We start from the raw sequence: 18,494 nt of genomic DNA, 5'->3' as shown, positions 1-18,494 counted from the left end.
AAGCATCAACGGGGTGGCCATGTTGAGTCCAGACCTGCCACTTCTGTGTTAGGCCAGGCAATCGGGGAGTTCAGCCTTCGCTCCAGCACTTTGCTCTCCGGGTCGAAGTCAGTTATTTGACGCACCCACTCCGAATCCGGCTCATAGGCCTCCTGCGGAATCAGGCCGATTAACTCTGCATCTTCAGTCAAAACCCCATACCGTTGGGCCAGATGGCTCACGGTGGCATGGACTTGGCGCATCGGTGTCACGCGAAAATCCGTGATATTCATGCTCACCTGTGCCCGGCCGTTTGCCAACACTCCAATCGCTTTAACCCCGTGCAATCCCCCATTTGACGCCCGTATATCGCGTGCAATCGCTCGGGCGGCCGAGATGTCAGGTTGCTGCAAATGTACGTTGTACGCAATCAAAAAGCTGCGTGCACCCACCGCGCTCGCTCCTGCCGTATCATGCAGTTCCGGGCCACCGATATCAGGCCGCCGCGCCGAGTCTTTGCGGACCGACTCGCGCAGTCCCTCAAACTGGCCTCGTCTGACATCTTCAAGCTGTACGCGATCCGGCCGTGCTGCCGCAGCACCGTAAAAGTACACCGGCACGCCAAAGCGCCTCCAGATTTGCAGCCCTGCCTGCCGGGCTAGCACCGCACAATCTGCCAGCGAAGCTCCACTAACTGGGATGAAGGGCACCACGTCGGCTGCTCCAATCCTTGGGTGCACACCGCTCTGACCGGTAAGGTCAATCAACTCGGCAGCCTTCCCTGCTCCGCGCACAGCCGACTCGACTACCGCTGCCGCAGGGCCGGCAATCGTTACAACCGAGCGATTGTGCGCTGCGTCCAACGACCAGTCCAACAGGCGCACCTCGTCTGCCTGCATCGCGGCCACAATCTGACGCACCTTAGCTACATCTTGCCCTTCGGAAAAATTTGGAACACACTCGATGATCGCGTCGTTCTTCATTTCCACCACGTATATCCAATCGTGAACTGTACGCTCGCATTCACACCCGGATTCTTATCGCCGATTGAAGCGCTCGATATGTGCACCGCGTTGGCTCCAAAATCAATGGACCTGCGCGGGCTCAAAAAGTAATGCGCCCCCACGCCGAACTGCGGAGTAAAGTTCCACACGCTCGTGTCCGAGTTCACTCCGTCATTGGTGGGGTTGTACGGCGGGCCACCGAACGCGGGATATTTATGATTCGTCCAGATCATCCCACCTCCGCCCTGCAACCAGGGAGATAGCTTCTCTGTGCTGACAAAATTCCAGCGCAGCAAAATCGGAGTAATCGAGATACCCGTGAATGTCCCACCGACCGTGTAAGGTGCGCTGCATGACAGGTATGCGGTTACGGCACAAGTTTCCCGTTGAAACTTCGGCGTATACGACTGCCAGAATGGAAAGACCTGCACAGCATATTCAAAGTTGCCGCGCAAAGCTCCAGGACCGTAATTCCCAGTAAGCACCTTACCTGCCTGCACACCGGTCATCAAGAATTTGAAGCTGTTGCGGTCTTCCGTGACTCCGAAGCCGCTTTGCACCAGCGCGCCCACCTCAAGAGGAAGGTGTCCGCCAACAGTATGAAACGGTGTCTGTGTTTCACCTGCGGCAGGCGACTGAGACATCACAAACTGGCCGGAAACCAGCAAAACCGTAACTCCCACGACCCTGGTAATCCCTCTCGCTTTTTTCGTCACTCAGCAACTCTCCGGTTTAAGGTTTGTGGTCCGCAGAAGAAAGGCCGCCGTTCAACGGCGGCCTCCGGTACACCGTTGGAATCCAATCAACCAGCGTTAGCGACCGCCGCTTCGTCGAAGTCGAAGTTGGAGTAGACATTTTGCGTGTCATCCAAATCTTCGAGCGTCTCCAGCAGCCGTATCATCGCGTTCGCCTGCGCGCCTTCGAGCTTCGTATAAGTCGAAGCAATCTTCGTCACCTCAGCGGTCTCAGGCTCGACCTTCGCCTTCTTCAGCGCCTCAGTCACGGCTTCAAAGTCCTTGGGATCGGTCACGACCTCCCAGCTTTCGCCTTGGTCGCTCAGGTCTTCGGCGCCGGCGTCCAGCACAATCTCCGTCAGCTTGTCTTCGCTGGCCGCAGACTTGGCGACAGAAATAACACCCTTCTTGGTGAACATCCAGGCTACCGCGCCTTCGGCGCCTAGATTGCCACCGTTCTTGCTAAACGCATGACGTATCTCGCTCACCGCGCGGTTCTTGTTGTCGGTCAGCACTTCGACGATGATCGCTACCCCGCCCGGTCCATAACCCTCGTAGGTAATCTCTTCGTACGAGACACCTTCCAGTTCGCCGGTGCCGCGCTGGATCGCGCGCTTGATGTTGTCGGCGGGCATGTTCTCCGCCTTTGCCGCCGCAATTGCCGTGCGCAGGCGGGGATTGCCATCCGCATCGCCGCCGCCGGCCTTTGCCGCAACGGTAATTTCCTTAATCAGGCGGGTAAAGATCTTGCCACGTTTGGCGTCAAGCGCACCCTTCTTGTGCTTGATTGTGGCCCATTTTGAATGGCCGGACATGCGCTACCTCTGTCTTGGTTTCGAGCGGGTCCATCAGGCTCCAAAAGCCGCCCGCCTTCGGAAGTTTAGCATGTTCGCGGCCCCGAATGCGCGTCAGGCCTGCTCTCCAGCCAGCATCTCGCGCAGGCTCTCCCTGCGCCGAATGAGCCGCGACTCAGCACCCTCCACCATTACTTCGGCGGGCCTTGGCCGTGTGTTGTAGTTCGATGCAAGGCTCATCCCGTACGCGCCGGCATCGAGCAAAGCCACTAAGTCTCCCGGTTTCACGCGCACCAATTCTCTATCGCGAGCAAAGAAGTCGCCTGACTCACACACAGGCCCTACAACGTCGACTTTTACTGAAACACCGCGTGCCTGCTTCAGCGGAACGATCTCATGGTGCGCATGATAGAGCGAAGGTCGAATCAGGTCATTCATCGCTGCGTCCGTAATCACAAACGTCTTCGCCCCGTTCTTCTTTACATAGAGCACGCGCGTCACCAACGCGCCGGCCTGCGCCACAATGAACCGTCCCGGCTCCAGCAGCAGATGTGCCGTCTCACCGCCCAATCCCTTCTCCAGGGCAGTAGCATATTTCTCTACTTGATGCGCCGGATCAAACTCCCCCGCACCGTAATCAATGCCGAGACCGCCGCCCGCATCCACATAGCGAATGTCATGCCCGTCACGTCGAAGCTCCGCAATCAGCGCCGTCACCCTCTCCAGCGCGGCCGCAAACGGATCCACCTTGCGAATCTGCGAACCAATATGGACACTCACACCGGCAGCATCCAGCCACTTCAGCCGCGCCGCACGTTTATAGATCGCCCGCGCCTGTTTGATGTCGATGCCAAACTTGTGCTCGCTCAACCCAGTCGAGATATACGGATGCGTCTCGGCAAACACATCCGGGTTCACCCGCAAGGCAAACCGGGCCCTCTTCCCAAGCGCCTTTGCACGCTCAGCCAAAAGCTCAAGCTCCGACACCGACTCCACATTGAACAGCAGAATCTCCGCATCGAGCGCGGCGTCGATCTCCCACACCTGCTTGCCTACGCCGGAGAAAACCACCCGCTTCAAGGCAGCCCTGCTGGCCTTGCGGACGCGCTCCAGCTCGCCGCCTGAGACAATGTCGAACCCTGCGCCCAGCTTCGCCAGCCGCCGCATAATCGCAAGCGACGAATTCGCCTTCACGGCATAGCAGACAGTATGCGGCCGGTCGTGGAACGCTGCTTGAAACAGGCCAAATCGCTCATCAATCTGCTCGCCCGAATAAACATACAGTGGCGTACCGTGCGCTTCAGCAAGCGAGGCCATTGGAACGCCGCCGCAGTATAGATCGCCCTTCCGGTAGTGAAAGGGTCGTGCGTCAAACTCTTGAGAAGCTGGCTTTTGAGGCAATGTCTTGTGCGAGACTTTCTTCAGATTTTTCAGAGCACTCAGGCGCTCTTCACCGGTACACCGTATGGAGCCTCAGGGATAATGACCCAAGCGGCGATGTATGCAAGTGCGCCCACTCCGGTCAAAATGATAATCACCGCCGTAATAATGCGAACCAGGTTCAGGTCCCAGCCATAGTGCATGGCAAATGCGGCACATACACCAGCAATCATGCGGTTCTCACGTGGCCTTACCATCTGTGATTGAGGCTGCGCCCCGGGTACTGCCCCGGCAACGTTCACCGTCGATCCGCATGCGGAACAGAATCGGGAACTTGGATCCAATTGCTTTCCACAACGGCTACAGTACATATCTCTTGCTCCGACAATCTATTCTGCCATACCAGGCAGCCATTCCACTGCTATATTACGGGCAGCTCTTGCGTTCGGTTCCCTACCAAGAAGCGTCACATCATCCAACCCGCCCCCTCACTTGCCTGTATACGGCGTCTTCAGATAGCGCCGTGCTGCATCGGCCTGCGACTGGTCTTCTCCACCTGCCGAAGCCAGCTCATACTGCCGCACTGCCGCCGCCCTATCATGCAGCAGGTCTAGAACCTCACCTGCGTTCAACTGCGCCCGCCTGCGAATCCATTCCGTACAACCAGGCTGCGCCGCCGCATTCAGGTAGTCCTGAGCCGCCTCCTGAAGCTGGTTTTGACCGCGTTCCGTGTCCGCGAGGCCAAAGTACGCCATATGTAACCGCGGCTCAACAAAATACCCCGACCTATGCCCATTCGCAATGACTACCTTGTAGAGCGCAATCGCTGCCGGACCATTGCCAATGTCCTTGGTCAGATTCGCCAACTCGAGGTGAAACAGGTAGTTGTGGGGATACTCAGCAACGAGCTCCCGCTCCACCTGGATCGCCTCCGAATACTTGGAGTCATGCCGCAAAAACAAGGCTAGCGCCGTCTTTGCCTCCACAGGCGTCACCACCCCATCCGCGGCCGCCTCTCGCAGCAGTTCTAGCCCGCGCTGCTTGTTGCCGCCAATCCCTGCAATCCCCACCATAAACCGCAGAAATCGAGGCAGACTCGCCACGGCAAACTCCTGAATGCCAATCGCCATCTTCGCATCGGCATAGTTTGGATCAATCTTAAGCGCCTGTTCGCTGTCATTGCGCGAAGCCAGACCTTGCCGCGCCGCAGCAACAAAACTATGATCCGCCAACGTGATGAGAACGGCATGCATGCCACGCGCATACCCTCGCGCAAAATATGCGTTCTTGTCCGTTGGGTTCGCTTTAATCTCACTATCGCAAAGAGCAATCGCCTGATCGGTCAGCGCCTCGATGCGGTCCCTGGTCGCCTGCGGAATGTCCACCCTGCGCTTCGAAGTCAGAAAGCTATCGTGCGCGTAATACGTAGTATCCATCAGGTCCTGACGGTACAACTCGCGGATAATTAGCGTCTTCTGCACATAATCGATGGCCATCGGATCGTTCGGATGCGCTTTCATGATGGCCTCAAACTGGCGCAGCGCGCCATCGTAGTCCATGTCATAGAAGCGCCCCTCAGCCGCACGCACCTCTGGCGTCAGGTTGATCGGGTCCGTATGGGCAGCAACGTCGTAATCAGCAGCGTGCGCCTTCAGCCCAGAAGACAAGGCCAGCGCCAGCACAACCGCAAGCAGCATTCCAGCATCTTTCCAGCCGTAAGCAGACCGTTTCCGAGTTTCCATCCCGTAGCTTAACCTTGAATCGCTCGTTGCCTTGGCTCCCCGTCCTTCAACGTAGACTATACTGGCTCGACCGGCGAGTCATGCACTCCCCGGATCATCCAAGCGGAACGAAGATGACACGGCTTGAACTGCTTCAGCTTCTCATAGGACAGGCCCGCACGAACGGGTTTGAATTCCGCAAATGGTACACGGGCAAGCTGGGCTTGGCCTGGCCCGGTGCCGTGCAAGCAGCCGCGCTTCTCGCAGGAGAAAGACGTTATTACTCGCTTGTCTTTTCGCACGAGTTTGCGCAGGCCTTTTGGAAGCCCGGCGAAGATATGGTGTTCCAAGTCCCGACGCAATCTTTCCAGCGCAGAATGCGTGACGGCTCCATAGGCACCGTTGTGCGCAAAGGCTATACTCGCCGCCGCACGCGCGAAGATGTCTGGCTCTATCACCTCAAAGAGATGGCTTCTGCCGAAGAACCACTCCGCTACCTGCGTCGCTTCCTTCGGGTCGCAGAAGACCTGATTGACGAGCCTGCAGCAACTCCCATTGACGTCGACTCAATTGAAGTCATCGACGACCTATAACTTCTCTACACATTCGGATTGCTACATTCCATGCTCTTTACGAATGGCAAGTATCTGACGTGCATGGTGTTCACCATGAATCAGATGGAAGCGCCGCCACTGAGCAGCACTCAGAGGACCAAGCACATGATGGCTTGCACATTGCTTCTCGCCAAAGGCTTTTTCCGCGTCGTTGCAGAGCTCATGCAGATGCAATAGTTGCTCCCGAACACGGTGTGATAGTTCTTCGCCTGAAAGCGGCGCAGCAACCTCTGCTGGAGGCATAACCAGCGTTGGGGCTTTGCGTCCGCGAGGGAAATATCCCAATCGAATCACAGTGTACTGGCTGATGTGTTGCATCAGACCAGGCTTCTTCCGGGTCGGTCGTCCCTTCGCTAACCGTGTTGCAATCATCTCCTCCGTAGACGAGTAGGTCAGCAGCAGGTGCTCTACAATCTGCTGAATGCTCCAGCGATTCTTACGCTTCAAGGGACGAAACTGGGTCTGCGCCGCATCGAGTCCGCGCAGCGAAAAGGCAATCGCGTGGTTCAGTTCTCCAAGCTCGTTCATAGCAACATGACAACGTTACACTGCCTGCGCACTGACCTAAACAAATTTTGCCTATTTTTTACTGTGGTCGAGATCGGCCAGCGCCGTCTTCACCATCTTCGCACGATCCCCATTCGGGTCCATCTTGAGGTATGCCTGGTACTCAGCGATAGCCTCATCCTTCTTCTTCATCTTCGTGAGCACCTGAGCAAGCACAAAGTGCGTCTCCGAATAGTCCGGCTCAGTCTTCACTGCATCCTTCGCCCTTAAATACGCTCCCGCAAGATTGTCATTGTCCATGTAGAACTTCGAGACCCGGAGATCTTCATCAACACGTTGATCCGGAGTCTGCATTTTCGGAGCTGGTTGCGGCTTCTTCAATGTTGAGGGAAGTGGAGCACTGGGATCGTAATTATCATCATCGCTGCTGGAACTGCTCGAACCACCAGAGTCTGGGATTGAACTACTCGAACCCGAGTCCGCTGCAGGAGGTTCACCAGGAAACGGATGCTCCGACGCAGCCGAAGGATGAGAGGCATTCGGCGCAGGAGCATTCGCAGCAGGTGCCTTAGGCTGGCTGTCTTCTCCGGGAAACGGGAACTGATCCGCAACAGACTTTGGCGCCGTGCTGGTTGATGCACCGCAAGGCTTCGTCTGGGTATTGCCCTGGCTGCTTTGATTACTGTCCTGACCAGATGCAGGCTTTGTTGCGGAACAAGGCGCGTCCGAGGGCTTTGCCGCTGGAGCACTCTGCGCCCAGCACGCTGCCGAAAGCGTCCCCACAGCCAGCAGAAGACGGGTTGTCCCTCGCCACATCATCGTCTTTCTATTATCCAACTGAGGTGTTGGACGGCGGAAGTCCTCACTTTGTTATAGATTGTCGTTGAGGGAGCTTCTCGCTCGAAGCTACTTTACTCACTCCGCACATCTGGATGGACTGTTTCCGTGCCCGAAGGTCTCATTATTCGCTCCTCTTCGATCCATGCCGCCGGCTGCTACACCACACGCCCGTTCAAAAAGGGAGAACGTGTCATCGAGTACGGTGGCCCGCGCTTCACCAAGGCCGAGGCCGATGCTCGCTATAAAGACCGCGACATCACCTACCTGTTCAGTTGCGGAGATGATGGCATCATCATCGACGGCTTCGGCACAGCGATGTTCATCAACCACTCCTGTGATCCGAACTGCGAAACCACTGACATTCGCGGTCATATCTACATCGTGGCCCTGCGCGACATCGCCGCCGGAGAAGAGCTGACCTACGAGTACAACCTGCACGACAGCGACGACTCCGACGCCGATTGCTACTGCGGCGCTTTCGCCTGCCGGGGCACCATGTTCAGCGAAGAAGAGGTCGTGCGGCGCAGGCGCCGTGAGACACGGCGCGCCCGCGCGGTAGGGAAAAACTGACCCTCGCGCGAACGATACAATAGAGTCTCGGTCGATATTCTTCGTAGTGTCTTGGTCGACTTCTTTTTTATGGCATATCAGGTTCTCGCACGTAAATACCGGCCTCAACGCTTCGCGGACGTTGCGGGGCAGGACCACGTCACGGTCACGTTGATGAATGCCCTGCGCCAGAACAGGATCGCGCACGGATACATCTTCAGCGGCCATCGTGGTATCGGCAAGACGACCATCGCGCGCATCCTCGCGATGGCTCTCAACTGCCGCAACGCCATCGGCTCTGAGCTGCGACCAACGCCTGAGCCGTGCGAGGTCTGCGAGAGCTGCACCGAGATTCGTGCTGGTAACGCAGTCGACGTCATTGAGATCGACGCGGCGACCAATCGCGGCATCGACGAGATACGCGAACTGCGTGATGCGGCTCGTTACAGACCAGCTCGCGATAAGTACAAGATCTATATCCTCGACGAGGCGCACCAGATCACCGATGCGGCCTTCAATGCGCTGCTCAAGACGCTCGAAGAACCGCCCGAGCACATCGTCTTTATGATGGCGACGACGCAGCCGGAAGACATTCCGCAGACGGTGCGCTCGCGCTGCCAGCACTTCAGCTTTCATGCCGTCAAACTCGCCGACATTCTGAGCGAGCTGCGCGGCATCGCCGAGAAGGAAGGCGTGATCGCCGATGATGCGGCGCTGAGCCTGCTCGCCGAAGCGGGCGATGGCTCGATGCGCGATGCGCTGTCCATCATGGACCAGGCGATTGCGAGCGCACCGCTGGAGGACGGCAAACCGCGGCTCGATGCTTCGCAGATACGCGAGCTGATGGGAACGGTGCCGAATGCTGTCTTCGAGCGAATCCTCGAAGCTGTTGATGGCAACCGCAGCGCTGAAGTCATTACCGTGGCGAACGGACTGCTCGATGCTGGAAACTCGCCAGCACAACTGGCTCGCCAGTGCGTGCGCTATCTGCGCAACTGCCTCATCGCTAAGATCGCTGGTGATGGTGCGGCGGCTGAGCTGCTTCAGATATCGGCGGACGAGCAGCGGCGTGCGTTGCGTTCGGCTGCGCTGTTCACCGAGGAAGAGCTGACGCGCTTTCTCCAGGTGATGCTTAGGACGTTCGACGAACTTGGTTACAGACAGGAGCAGCGATTCCACTTCGAGCTTGGACTGCTCAAGCTCGTGCATTTGCGTCGTCTGCTTCCAGTCGAGGAAATACTGAGTCAGTTCCCTGTTGGCGGAAGTCCTGCGGCTCGACCGAGTTCAGTTTCGCAGGCTGCTCCTGCGAAGAGTGTGACTACGACTCGCGCGGTGGAAGCGAGCGTTGCTACTGCTCCTGTAGTTTCGGCGAAGCCTGCGTTCTCGCCGTTCGAGCAGAGCAGGAAGCGGTTCGACGAAACTCCTGCTGCAGCTGCTCCTGCGCCGATTGCGGCTTCTGTTCCTCAGGTTCCGAAGCCTGTTGAGGTTCCTGCTTCTGCTTCTGTCGCAGCACCTGCGATTTCTGCTTCTGCTGTTACTGAACCTGTTGTGGCTGCAAGCGAGAGCGCATCTTCGGCTCCTGCGACATCCGCTTCCGAAGCGGCTTCGGCTGATGCTTTGCAGAAGGCTGCGGTTGAGGCACTCTCGAAGGCGAAGAGTCAGGACACTGCGGCTGATGCGCTCAACGATGCGGAGTGGGCCGTTGAGAACGGCGAGATCCGCGTGCAGACTGAGGTCTCGAAGGCGATGCTCTCGATGGTCGTCAATGCGGAGGCGGAGAAGATTGTGCGTGCAGCGCTGCGCGATGCTGGAGCTGGCGCGTTGAAGCTGGTTCTGCTTCCGGGAACGGCGAGCGCTTCGGCTCCGAAGAAGCAGCGTGCAGCGAAGACGGGAAGCGTTCAGGCGAAGGCGCTCGAACATCCGGTGGTGCAGCAGGCGCAATCGTTGTTTCAGGCTGAGATTCGTACCGTGATCGATCTGCGCGATGATGATTAATTTTTTAGCGTGAGGGACGAATGAATTTTTCCGATCTTGCAAAGATGAAAGATGTGCTCGGGCAGGCAAAGCAGATGCAGGAGCAGATGGAGCGCAAGCTTGCCGAGACGGTCGTCGAGGCTTCGACTGGCGGAGGCGTTGTGACCGTGCGGATGAACGGTAAAAAAGAGGTGCTGCGTCTGCGCATCGAGCCGAGTGCGATTGGCAGCGCGGGCAGCGACCTTGAACTGCTCGAGGATTTAATTGCAGCCGCAGTGAATGAGGCCGGGCGGCGTGTCGATGAGACGGTTAAGTCCAGCTTGTCCGGGATGATGGGCGGACTCGGATTGCCGGACCTGCCGGGGTTGACCTAACGTGGCGGACCGTTTTGCGGGACCGATGACGCGGCTGATCGACGAGCTGCGCAAGCTGCCTGGTGTAGGCACCAGGAGCGCGCAGCGGCTGGCGTTTCACATCCTGCGCTCACCTGCGGAAGACGCCGAGGCTCTTGCTACAGCGATCCGTGAGCTGAAGCTGCATCTGCGGCTTTGCTCGGTCTGCAACAACATCACCGATGTTGATCCATGCACGTTCTGCACCAGCGCGGTGCGCGATCAGCGCGTAGTTTGCGTGGTCGAGGAACCGACGAACATCGCTACCATCGAAAAGACGCGCGGCTACAACGGCGTCTACCATGTGCTGCACGGAACGCTCTCGCCTATCGGCGGAGTTGGGCCGGAGCAGTTGCGGATGGCCAATCTGTTCACGCGGCTGGCTGCGGTCGATGAGGTGATTCTGGCGACTTCGCCGACGACTGAGGGCGAAGCTACTGCGGGCTATCTTGCTCTTGAACTGCGTAAGACAAAGCCTGCGCTGAAGGTCACGCGCATTGCGACTGGTGTTCCCGCCGGCAGCGACATAGAGTATGCCGATGAGGTGACGATGACGCGGGCGATGGAAGGGCGTCGCGAGTTTTAGCATCGAGCAAACCCTTAGCGGGTCTGCTCGATGCGGAGGTTGCCTCCGGTCATGTCCTTCGGTTGGCCGAGGTTGAGCAGGTCGAGGACTGTGGGCGAAATGTCGCGCAGGCTTCCGCCTTCGCGCAGGCTTACTTTTTTGCCGTCTTCGGTGATCAGGATGAACGGGACCGGGTTTGTCGTGTGCGCGGTGTGCGGGCCGCCGGTTGCCGGATCGATGAGCATCTCGGCGTTGCCGTGGTCGGCGGTGACGAGTAGTGAGCCTCCGCGCTGCTTGATCGCCTGGTAGATGCGCGCGAGCTGCGTGTCGATGGTTTCGACTCCCTTGATCGTTGGCTCCAGTTTGCCGGAGTGGCCGACCATGTCGGCGTTGGCGAAGTTGACGATGATCACGTCGAACGCCGTGTCTCCAATGGCCTTGACGACTGCGTCGCCGATGCCTGCGGCGGACATCTCCGGCGCGAGGTCGTAGGTTGCGACCTTCTGCGAGGGGACGAGGACGCGGTCTTCGCCGGCGAAGGGTTTTTCGATTCCGCCGTTGAAGAAGTAGGTGACGTGCGCGTACTTTTCCGTCTCGGCTACGCGGAGGTTGCGGAGGTTGGCCTGCGCCATGAGGTTGGCGAGCAGGTTGTCCATGCTCTCGGGTGGGATGACGACCGGGACAGTGAATGTCTTGTCGTACTGCGTCATCGCTACGTAGTGCAGGTCGCGCGGGACGAGATTGCGCGGGATCATTTCGTCCAGCTCAGCGGCTTTGGGCAGATGCTGTCCTGCGTCGGGCGCGAAGCCGGAGTTGCGTCCGAGGACGCGGGTGATCTGGCGGGCTCGGTCGGCGCGATAGTTGAAATTAATCACGACGTCGCGGTCGCGGATGAGGCCGACTGGTTTGCCATCGGTTGGGTTGATGCAGGTGAAGGGCGGGACGAACTCGTCGGTGATGCCGTTGTTGTAGAGCTCGCGGAGACGCTCGACGGGGCTGCCGTAGAGTCCGCCTTCGGGATGGCCTGTGACCATGGCGTCAAATGCCTGACGCTCTTTTTCCCAGCGCAGGTCGCGGTCCATGGCGTAGTAGCGGCCGCTGACGCTGGCGATGACGCCGACGCCGTACTCGTGGAACTTGCGGTGCAGCTCCTGGAGGTAGCCGACGCCGCTAGTGGGCATGGTGTCGCGTCCGTCCATGAAGGCGTGGACGTAGACGTGGGTGAGCTTGCGCTGGGCGGCCATGCGCAGCAGCGCGTAGAGATGGCGCTGGTGCGAGTGGACTCCGCCGTCGGAGACGAGGCCGATGAGGTGCAGGGCGCGGCCTTCGTGCGCGGCTAGCTCGTAAGCGCGGACCAGCGTGGGGTCGTCGAAGAGGCTGCCGTCTTCAATCGCGGAGTCGATGCGGGTCATGTCCATGCGGACGATGCGGCCTGCGCCGAGGTTGAGGTGACCGACCTCGGAGTTGCCCATCTGGCCGTCGGGCAGGCCGACGAAGTGCTCGCTGGCGCGGAGCAGGGTGTTCGGGTACTCGGTCAACAGCTTGTCGTAGGTGGGTTTGCGGGCCAGGGCGATGGCGTTGCCGTTGGTTTCGGCGCGATAACCCCATCCGTCGAGGATGGTGAGGACGATTGGTTTTTTCGACATGATTATGGTCAGGATAACAAGAGTGCGTGGGGGTGTGCGTTGGCGCTAAATCGTGCTGGGTGGGCTTTGTGCTTTCCCACCCATCGCGATGTGGCCGCGATGGATGGGGCACCCGAGCGGTTGTGGCGCTATCAGCAAAATACCGGGGTTCTTCGCTGCGCTCAGAATGACAGCTTTCCGAGGCAGATGGTTCTTCGCTGCGCTCAGAATGACAGATGGAAGGAATAGGTTTTGAATGACAGCTTTCCGAAGCAGAGTGAGTTGCCTTGATGGAGGCGAGGATGGCTGGCTGCGGTGTGGGTTTGCGGTTGATGAGTTTGGCGGTGTGCTGTTCGTAGAGCTTTGCGATCTCTTCCTGCGACATGGCGGCGACGCCGGTTGGCTTTGCTGGCTCTGACGCTTTTAGTGTTTGATCACATTCATTTAGGTCTTCTTCTTCAAGTACTGGCTCAATTTCTCCTTCGGCTGTGACTACGGCTCGGCGGGCTACGGTACCCAGCTTCGGATGGTGGATGACCTCTTCGACCGGGGCGGCGTCGCGTGCGGGATCTTCGGTCTTCGCGAGGGCAAGCACGGCGGTCTGGAGGCCGTAGAGGATGAGGCCGGCGCGACGGTTGTCGATGGCGCAGGCGGCGAGGCGCTGGAGGACCTCTTCGATGGCGACGAGGACGGAGCGGCGGTCTTCGAGGCGGGGGACGTCGAAGGTGACGAAGCGGTCGCGGCCCTCCTGCGCCTGCTCGAAGGCTCGGCGGGAGGTGTGGTGGTAGTAGCAGAACTCCTCGTTGCGGAGGCTGGGGCTGCCGCAGCGGTGACCGTCGGTGAAGATGTGGCGGCACTGGTAGCGGGTTGGTTTCTCGGCTGACTGGATGGCGGCTTCTGGCATGGGTTACCCCTCCCCGTACTTGGGTACGAAAGTCTTCAAAAGAAAGGGCCTGCGCCGGGTGTACCGGGCAGGCCTTCTGGGTTAAATGCGAAGACCCGGCGCGGGCCGGGTCTTTTGGATGTCTATAGGTTCATTATAGCGGGGCTGTCAAGAGGGTGCAGGTTCAAGATTATTTATATCTATGCGTTAGATGCGGTTTATCAATGTATTGATTTAATTTACTGGCTTAATGTCGAGAACTATAAGTCGGGCCTTCAGCCCTCTGATTCTTCGGGTGTCTCGAACCTGGGGCTTTGCCCCAGGCTGGTATGAGACGGGCCTTTGGCCCTGTTTTGAGGAAATAACGTGGCCGAAGGGGTTCGAGGATATGAGCAACCGAAGCGTTCGCGGGGTCCTTCGACTCCGCTCCCTATGGTCGCTTCGCTCAGGATGACACTTCATCTGTAAGCTAATGATTTGCGCCATGCGTCTAGCGTGGACCCCCTAAGGCTCACTGTTTTTGCGTAGGTGGGGTTGGAGCCGGGGTGGTGTCTGGTGTGGCTTCGGGGTGCTGGCTCTCCTCGTACTTGTTGCGGGCGGCTTCGATCTCGTCTTTGTGGCGGAGGTAGACCTCCTGGCCGATCTTCTGGCCGATCTCGCGCAGCTCCTGCTGGGCGTAGGAGCTGATGAGCGGCTGGGCTTCGAGCATGTGCTGGCCGGCCGGGGATTTGTAGAAGCCGAGCACGGCGTTCATGTCTTCTTCGGAGAAGTATTTTTGATAGGCAGGGATGAAGGCGCCTTCGAGATCGACGGCGTTGATCGATTGGCGGAGGTCGTCCCAGAAATTCTGGGGAAGGTAGGAGGGGGCGGTGGACTGCATGGCTGTGACCATCTGGTCCATGACTTTGTGGGCTGTCTCGATGGAGTGGGTGATGGCGTAGTACTGGTGGATCTGCTCGACGGTGGCGGGATGGGCAGGGGTGGTGGGCGCTGGCTGGGTTTGCTGGGTTTGCGCGTGGAGCGTTGCGCAGAGGAGGGTGCAGGCGAGCAGAAGTTTGGTCGTCATGTGGGTGGCCTCAGAGGTGAGGGTACGCTGAGTGGGGCGTATGGGGAAGTCTGTCTTGAAGATGAATCGGGACATGGGGCACCCGCACGTTACAATCCTCCACAGCGTGTGGGACGATTGGAGGGCCGCGTGGGCCATTCGCGAAAAGAAGTGGCAACCGTCCAGCGAACTCCGCGCCACACCGAGATTGGTGAGCTGCCGGGCATCGAGCTCCATGCAGCGTATCAGTCTGCTCGTACGGGCGGAGACTTTTTTGACGCGCTGGTGGTCGGCGAGCGGCTGATCTTTCTCATCATGGACATTGCAGGGCGACGTCCCGAGACCGATACGGTTGCGGCGCGCGTTCAGGACACGTTTCGCAAGGGTGCGCAGGAGATATTTGGAGCGATGGACGTCAACCTGATGGACTCGATCGCGCAACTGGCGCATGAGATCAACCATAGCGTGATCGATGCGAAAGGCTCGGTTTGTTTCGCCCCGGCGTTTGTCGGGTGCTTCGACCTGACGCTGGATGTGATGGCGTACATCAATGCCGGTGGCCAGCCGGCGGTGTTTCGCGATGGAGATGGAACGCGGCTGCTGCCGAATGTTTCGGTGCCGATGGGGTTGTTTACGCACCTGGTGTATGAGCCGTCGATCCAGGCGTTTGTACCGGGAGCGCGATTGCTGATCGTCACCAAAGGTGTTGTGGAAAGCCAGCGAGGGCGGGAGCAGTTTGGAGTGGAGCGCGTGGTTCGCGTGGTGGAAGAGGCTGCTTCGGATTCGGCAGGGGAGCTTTGTCGAAGTGTGCTTGATGCGGCTGCGGAGTTTCAGAGGCCTTCGCGGTTCAGGGCTTTCAGATTGCGTGGCAGACGCGAACGGCGTGAGGACATGACTGCGTTGGCGGTGACGCGGCCTATCGAGACTTAACGCGACGATGCCGCTCATATGAGCGGCATCGTCGCGTAGGGTGATGATTCTTACTGGCCGAAGTTGACGCTCTCGATGCCGAGGAACTGGGCTGCCTGGCCTAGTTCTTCTTCGATGCGGAGGAGCTGGTTGTACTTGGCGATGCGGTCGGTGCGGCTGGCGCTGCCGGTCTTGATCTGGCCGGCGCCGGTGCCTACCGCGAGGTCCGCGATGAAGGTGTCTTCGGTCTCGCCGGAGCGGTGGGAGATGATCGAGGTGTAGCCGTAGCGGCGGGCCAGCTCGATGGCGTCGAGCGTCTCGGAGATGGTGCCGATCTGGTTGACCTTAATCAGGATCGAGTTGGCGATTTTCTGCTCGATGCCCTGCTGGAGGCGCGTGGTGTTGGTGACGAAGAGGTCGTCGCCGACGAGCTGCACGATGTCGCCGATCTGCTCGGTCATCAGCTTCCAGCCGTCCCAGTCGTCTTCGGCGAGGCCGTCTTCGAGCGAGACGATGGGGTACTGGCGCACCCAGTTCTCCCAGAAGGCGGCCATCTCGGCGGAGGTCTTCTCGGATTTGTCGGACTTCTTGAAGATGTACTTGCCCTTGTCTTTGTCGTAGAACTCGCTGGAGGCAGGGTCGAGCGCGATGGCGATGTCTTCGCCGGGCTTGTAGCCGGCAAGCTGGATGGCTTCGAGGATCAGCTCGATGGCTTCGGCGTTGGACTTGAGGTTGGGAGCGAAGCCGCCTTCGTCGCCGACCGCTGTGTTGTAGCCCTTCTTCTTGAGCACGCCCTTGAGGGTGTGGAAGACTTCGGTGCCCCAGCGGAGCGCGTCAGAAAAACTTTCCGCGCCGACGGGCATGACCATGAACTCCTGGAAGTCGACGTTCGAGTCGGCGTGCGAGCCGCCGTTGAGGATGTTCATCATGGGCGTGGGCAGCAGGCAGGCGTTGACGCCTCCCAGATAACGATAGAGCGGCAGGTTGAGCGCGTTGGCCGAGGCGCGGGCGCAGGCCATGGAGACGGCGAGGATGGCGTTGGCTCCGAGCTTGCCCTTGTTGTCGGTGCCGTCGAGCTGGATCATGGTGGCGTCGATGAGGCGCTGGTTGGCGGCGTCCATGCCGGTGAGCTCAGGCGCGAGGATGGACTCGACGTTCTCGACGGCGTTGAGGACGCCCTTGCCGAGGTAGTGCTGCTTGTCGCCGTCGCGCAGCTCGACGGCCTCGTGTTCGCCGGTGGAGGCCCCGCTGGGAACGGCGGCGCGGCCCTTGGCTCCGCCGTCGAGGACGACGTCGGCTTCAACAGTGGGGTTTCCGCGGGAGTCCAGAATCTCGCGCGCGTGGATTGAGACGATCTCAGTCATGTTGCTCCTCTGTGTGGGTGTGGCTCGAAGGTTTTGTTCGACGACGCGGTGCGTAAGCCGGTCGTTCAGCTTGGGTCGGCGGTCAACAGCGACCGTGCGGCCGCCTGCAAGCGCAATGGATTGCACCAGATCTGCTTTGGATGGACTCACCAAAGGTGATTCTAACAAAGGATTTTGGCGGGTTGGGGGTGGGGCGGGTGCTTGTGTCTGGTTAAAAAACGTTTTGGGCGCTTTCAGTAGATCAGGAGATAGGCGTGATGTGGCCGAAAGGGTTCGGGGATATGGGCAACCGAAGCGGTCGCGGGGTCCTTCGACTCCGCTCCCTACGGTCGCTTCGCTCAGGATGACGGCGGAAGAATTTGCTGGCAAATACGCCACCCATGCGCGGTGGGACTGCGCATGAATGAGGCACCCGGTTTTGTGGCAGCACGCGCAAAATGCGGGGTTCTTCCCCTTCGCGTTGCTCGGGGTCAGAATGACAGCGGTATGGATGACTCATTCGGGAGTGCGGATTGTTGTTGGCAGGGTCGATTCCCCGCCCCTGAATTTGCTGCACGCGCGGGGCTGAAGAATCTACCCTTTTATGGAGGGCGGCGTCCTATTGATATAGGCGCTCCCGCTCTCGCAATGAGGATTCAGCCATGAAGATACAAGTCGCCGCAGCCGCGTTTGTTGTCGCTACGCTTCCCGCTCTGGGCTATGCCCAGATGACTGGGGTTTCGCATCCCGATGAAACCGACATCTCAGCAAGCCAGGACGCGGCACCAGCGCCGGTGTTGACGCCGCGCACGCAGGCTAAGCCTTCGGCGGCTACTCCTGCGGCGAACTCTGCACCGGTTGTGTATGGACCGTATGTTCCCTACACCGGACCGAAGGCTGCGGGGACGACTGCTGCTGCGACGACGTCGGATTATCAGAACGCCGATGAGGCTTTGCCGGACGGCAGCGCGGATGGAAAGATTGTGACCAGCGCGCCGGATGTTCCTGGGGAACTGTCTGAGGGAACGCTGCTGCAGACGCGGATGCTTGCAGGACTTTCGACCGCAACGACGCAGCCGGGACAGAGGTTCACCGCCGAGGTGATGGCTCCGGTGGAGAAGGATGGTCGCGTGATTGTTCCTATCGGCGCGATTCTTGAGGGCCAGGTGACGGATGTGCATACGGGCCACAGAATTACCGGCCCGGCTTCGATGCATCTGGAGACGCGCGATATTCTGCTGCCGGATGGAACGAAGTATGTGGTTCACGCGCAGTTGACCGACACGAGCCGAAGCGACTTCAACGTGGATGGCGAGGGCACTCTGAAGCGGCGCGATAACCGGAACCAGGAGCTTGGGATTCTGGGGTTGACGACGGGCGGCGGCGCTGCTGCGGGAGCGATGGTTGGCGGTGGCGTGGGCGCGCTGGTCGGTGCTGGGCTTGGCGCTGGAGTAAGCGCGATTATGTGGACGAAGGCGGACCGGCAGGCTGAGTTGCCGAAGGATGTACGGCTGACGTTCAGCTTGACGGCCCCGATGATGATTACTCCGCTGGCGAATACGAATAGCGCTTCGGCGAGTGCGACTGCAGTGGCTCCGGCGCAATAACTGGAGATTGTTTGTTGATGCGAAACGCC

20 protein-coding genes are annotated in these 18,494 nt (G+C 59.2%); 9 read left to right on the top strand and 11 right to left on the bottom strand.

Features of this window, described 5'->3' with window-relative positions:
• Positions 1–5 precede the first annotated feature (5 nt).
• The 6 genes from ftcD to IEX36_RS02045 form a co-directional block, all read right to left on the bottom strand.
• Positions 6–962, bottom strand: a complete 957-nt coding sequence (gene ftcD, locus IEX36_RS02070) for a glutamate formimidoyltransferase (protein ID WP_188757686.1) — start codon at positions 960–962, stop codon at positions 6–8.
• Complete coding sequence (locus tag IEX36_RS02065) at positions 959–1,666, bottom strand: acyloxyacyl hydrolase (RefSeq protein WP_229668641.1); 708 nt, start codon at positions 1,664–1,666, stop codon at positions 959–961. Before IEX36_RS02065 ends, ftcD begins: the two co-directional genes overlap by 4 nt.
• Positions 1,667–1,785: 119 nt before the next feature.
• Positions 1,786–2,532, bottom strand: coding sequence for a YebC/PmpR family DNA-binding transcriptional regulator (locus IEX36_RS02060; protein WP_188757685.1), 747 nt, complete (start codon positions 2,530–2,532; stop codon positions 1,786–1,788).
• 93 nt (positions 2,533–2,625) lie between these two features.
• Positions 2,626–3,912 carry a diaminopimelate decarboxylase gene (gene lysA / locus IEX36_RS02055; RefSeq protein ID WP_263364973.1) on the bottom strand — a complete coding sequence of 429 codons (1,287 nt, stop codon included), beginning with the start codon at positions 3,910–3,912 and terminating at the stop codon, positions 2,626–2,628.
• Between the two features lie 38 nt (positions 3,913–3,950).
• Positions 3,951–4,262, bottom strand: coding sequence for a PspC domain-containing protein (locus IEX36_RS17600; RefSeq protein ID WP_188757683.1), 312 nt, complete (start codon positions 4,260–4,262; stop codon positions 3,951–3,953).
• Positions 4,263–4,379: 117 nt separating this feature from the next.
• Positions 4,380–5,588 carry a tetratricopeptide repeat protein gene (locus IEX36_RS02045; RefSeq protein WP_188757682.1) on the bottom strand — a complete coding sequence of 403 codons (1,209 nt, stop codon included), beginning with the start codon at positions 5,586–5,588 and terminating at the stop codon, positions 4,380–4,382.
• 158 nt (positions 5,589–5,746) lie between these two features.
• Here IEX36_RS02045 and IEX36_RS02040 point away from each other — a divergent pair, with 158 nt between their 5' ends.
• Positions 5,747–6,205, top strand: a complete 459-nt coding sequence (locus IEX36_RS02040; RefSeq protein WP_188757681.1) for a hypothetical protein — start codon at positions 5,747–5,749, stop codon at positions 6,203–6,205.
• Positions 6,206–6,226: 21 nt separating this feature from the next.
• Here the strand turns inward: IEX36_RS02040 and IEX36_RS02035 are convergent, their stop codons facing one another.
• Both IEX36_RS02035 and IEX36_RS02030 read right to left on the bottom strand, forming a co-directional pair.
• The gene (locus IEX36_RS02035; RefSeq protein WP_188757680.1) at positions 6,227–6,754 is read right to left on the bottom strand and encodes a DinB family protein; all 528 of its coding nucleotides are present in this window, start codon (positions 6,752–6,754) and stop codon (positions 6,227–6,229) included.
• 51 nt (positions 6,755–6,805) lie between these two features.
• A complete protein-coding gene (locus IEX36_RS02030) occupies positions 6,806–7,549 on the bottom strand; it encodes a tetratricopeptide repeat protein (protein ID WP_188757679.1) in 744 nt (247 codons plus the stop codon).
• A gap of 129 nt (positions 7,550–7,678) precedes the next feature.
• On the opposite strand from IEX36_RS02030, the gene IEX36_RS02025 reads away from it, so the two are divergent.
• The 4 genes from IEX36_RS02025 to recR all read left to right on the top strand — a co-directional run bounded on the left by IEX36_RS02025 (position 7,679) and on the right by recR (position 11,074).
• On the top strand, positions 7,679–8,143 hold the full coding sequence (locus tag IEX36_RS02025; protein ID WP_188757678.1) for an SET domain-containing protein: 465 nt from the start codon (positions 7,679–7,681) through the stop codon (positions 8,141–8,143).
• Positions 8,144–8,212: 69 nt separating this feature from the next.
• Positions 8,213–10,117 carry a DNA polymerase III subunit gamma/tau gene (dnaX, locus tag IEX36_RS02020; RefSeq protein WP_188757677.1) on the top strand — a complete coding sequence of 635 codons (1,905 nt, stop codon included), beginning with the start codon at positions 8,213–8,215 and terminating at the stop codon, positions 10,115–10,117.
• 20 nt (positions 10,118–10,137) lie between these two features.
• The gene (locus tag IEX36_RS02015) at positions 10,138–10,470 is read left to right on the top strand and encodes a YbaB/EbfC family nucleoid-associated protein (RefSeq protein WP_188757676.1); all 333 of its coding nucleotides are present in this window, start codon (positions 10,138–10,140) and stop codon (positions 10,468–10,470) included.
• Between the two features lie 25 nt (positions 10,471–10,495).
• Positions 10,496–11,074, top strand: a complete 579-nt coding sequence (recR, locus tag IEX36_RS02010) for a recombination mediator RecR (protein WP_188759751.1) — start codon at positions 10,496–10,498, stop codon at positions 11,072–11,074.
• Positions 11,075–11,088: 14 nt separating this feature from the next.
• Here recR and gpmI read toward each other — a convergent pair whose 3' ends face one another.
• Positions 11,089–12,699, bottom strand: coding sequence for a 2,3-bisphosphoglycerate-independent phosphoglycerate mutase (gpmI, locus tag IEX36_RS02005; RefSeq protein ID WP_188757675.1), 1,611 nt, complete (start codon positions 12,697–12,699; stop codon positions 11,089–11,091).
• Between the two features lie 235 nt (positions 12,700–12,934).
• Here gpmI and IEX36_RS02000 point away from each other — a divergent pair, with 235 nt between their 5' ends.
• Both IEX36_RS02000 and IEX36_RS01995 read left to right on the top strand, forming a co-directional pair.
• Positions 12,935–13,096 carry a hypothetical protein gene (locus tag IEX36_RS02000; RefSeq protein WP_188757674.1) on the top strand — a complete coding sequence of 54 codons (162 nt, stop codon included), beginning with the start codon at positions 12,935–12,937 and terminating at the stop codon, positions 13,094–13,096.
• 108 nt (positions 13,097–13,204) lie between these two features.
• On the top strand, positions 13,205–13,561 hold the full coding sequence (locus IEX36_RS01995; protein WP_188757673.1) for a hypothetical protein: 357 nt from the start codon (positions 13,205–13,207) through the stop codon (positions 13,559–13,561).
• A gap of 511 nt (positions 13,562–14,072) precedes the next feature.
• Here IEX36_RS01995 and IEX36_RS01990 read toward each other — a convergent pair.
• On the bottom strand, positions 14,073–14,627 hold the full coding sequence (locus tag IEX36_RS01990; RefSeq protein WP_229668640.1) for a DUF2059 domain-containing protein: 555 nt from the start codon (positions 14,625–14,627) through the stop codon (positions 14,073–14,075).
• Positions 14,628–14,756: 129 nt separating this feature from the next.
• Between IEX36_RS01990 and IEX36_RS01985 the strand changes: the two genes are divergently transcribed.
• Positions 14,757–15,536: a PP2C family protein-serine/threonine phosphatase gene (locus IEX36_RS01985; RefSeq protein WP_188757671.1), complete on the top strand. Its 780-nt coding sequence runs from the start codon at positions 14,757–14,759 to the stop codon at positions 15,534–15,536.
• Positions 15,537–15,586: 50 nt separating this feature from the next.
• Here the strand turns inward: IEX36_RS01985 and eno are convergent, their stop codons facing one another.
• Positions 15,587–17,029: a phosphopyruvate hydratase gene (gene eno / locus IEX36_RS01980; protein ID WP_505661227.1), complete on the bottom strand. Its 1,443-nt coding sequence runs from the start codon at positions 17,027–17,029 to the stop codon at positions 15,587–15,589.
• Positions 17,030–17,520: 491 nt separating this feature from the next.
• On the opposite strand from eno, the gene IEX36_RS01975 reads away from it, so the two are divergent.
• On the top strand, positions 17,521–18,465 hold the full coding sequence (locus IEX36_RS01975; protein WP_188757670.1) for a hypothetical protein: 945 nt from the start codon (positions 17,521–17,523) through the stop codon (positions 18,463–18,465).
• The last annotated feature ends 29 nt before the right edge of the window (positions 18,466–18,494 follow it).

Origin of the sequence: Edaphobacter acidisoli (genome assembly GCF_014642855.1) — a bacterium.
Classification (GTDB): domain Bacteria; phylum Acidobacteriota; class Terriglobia; order Terriglobales; family Acidobacteriaceae; genus Edaphobacter; species Edaphobacter acidisoli.
This window is presented reverse-complemented; position numbering and strand designations above follow the sequence as displayed.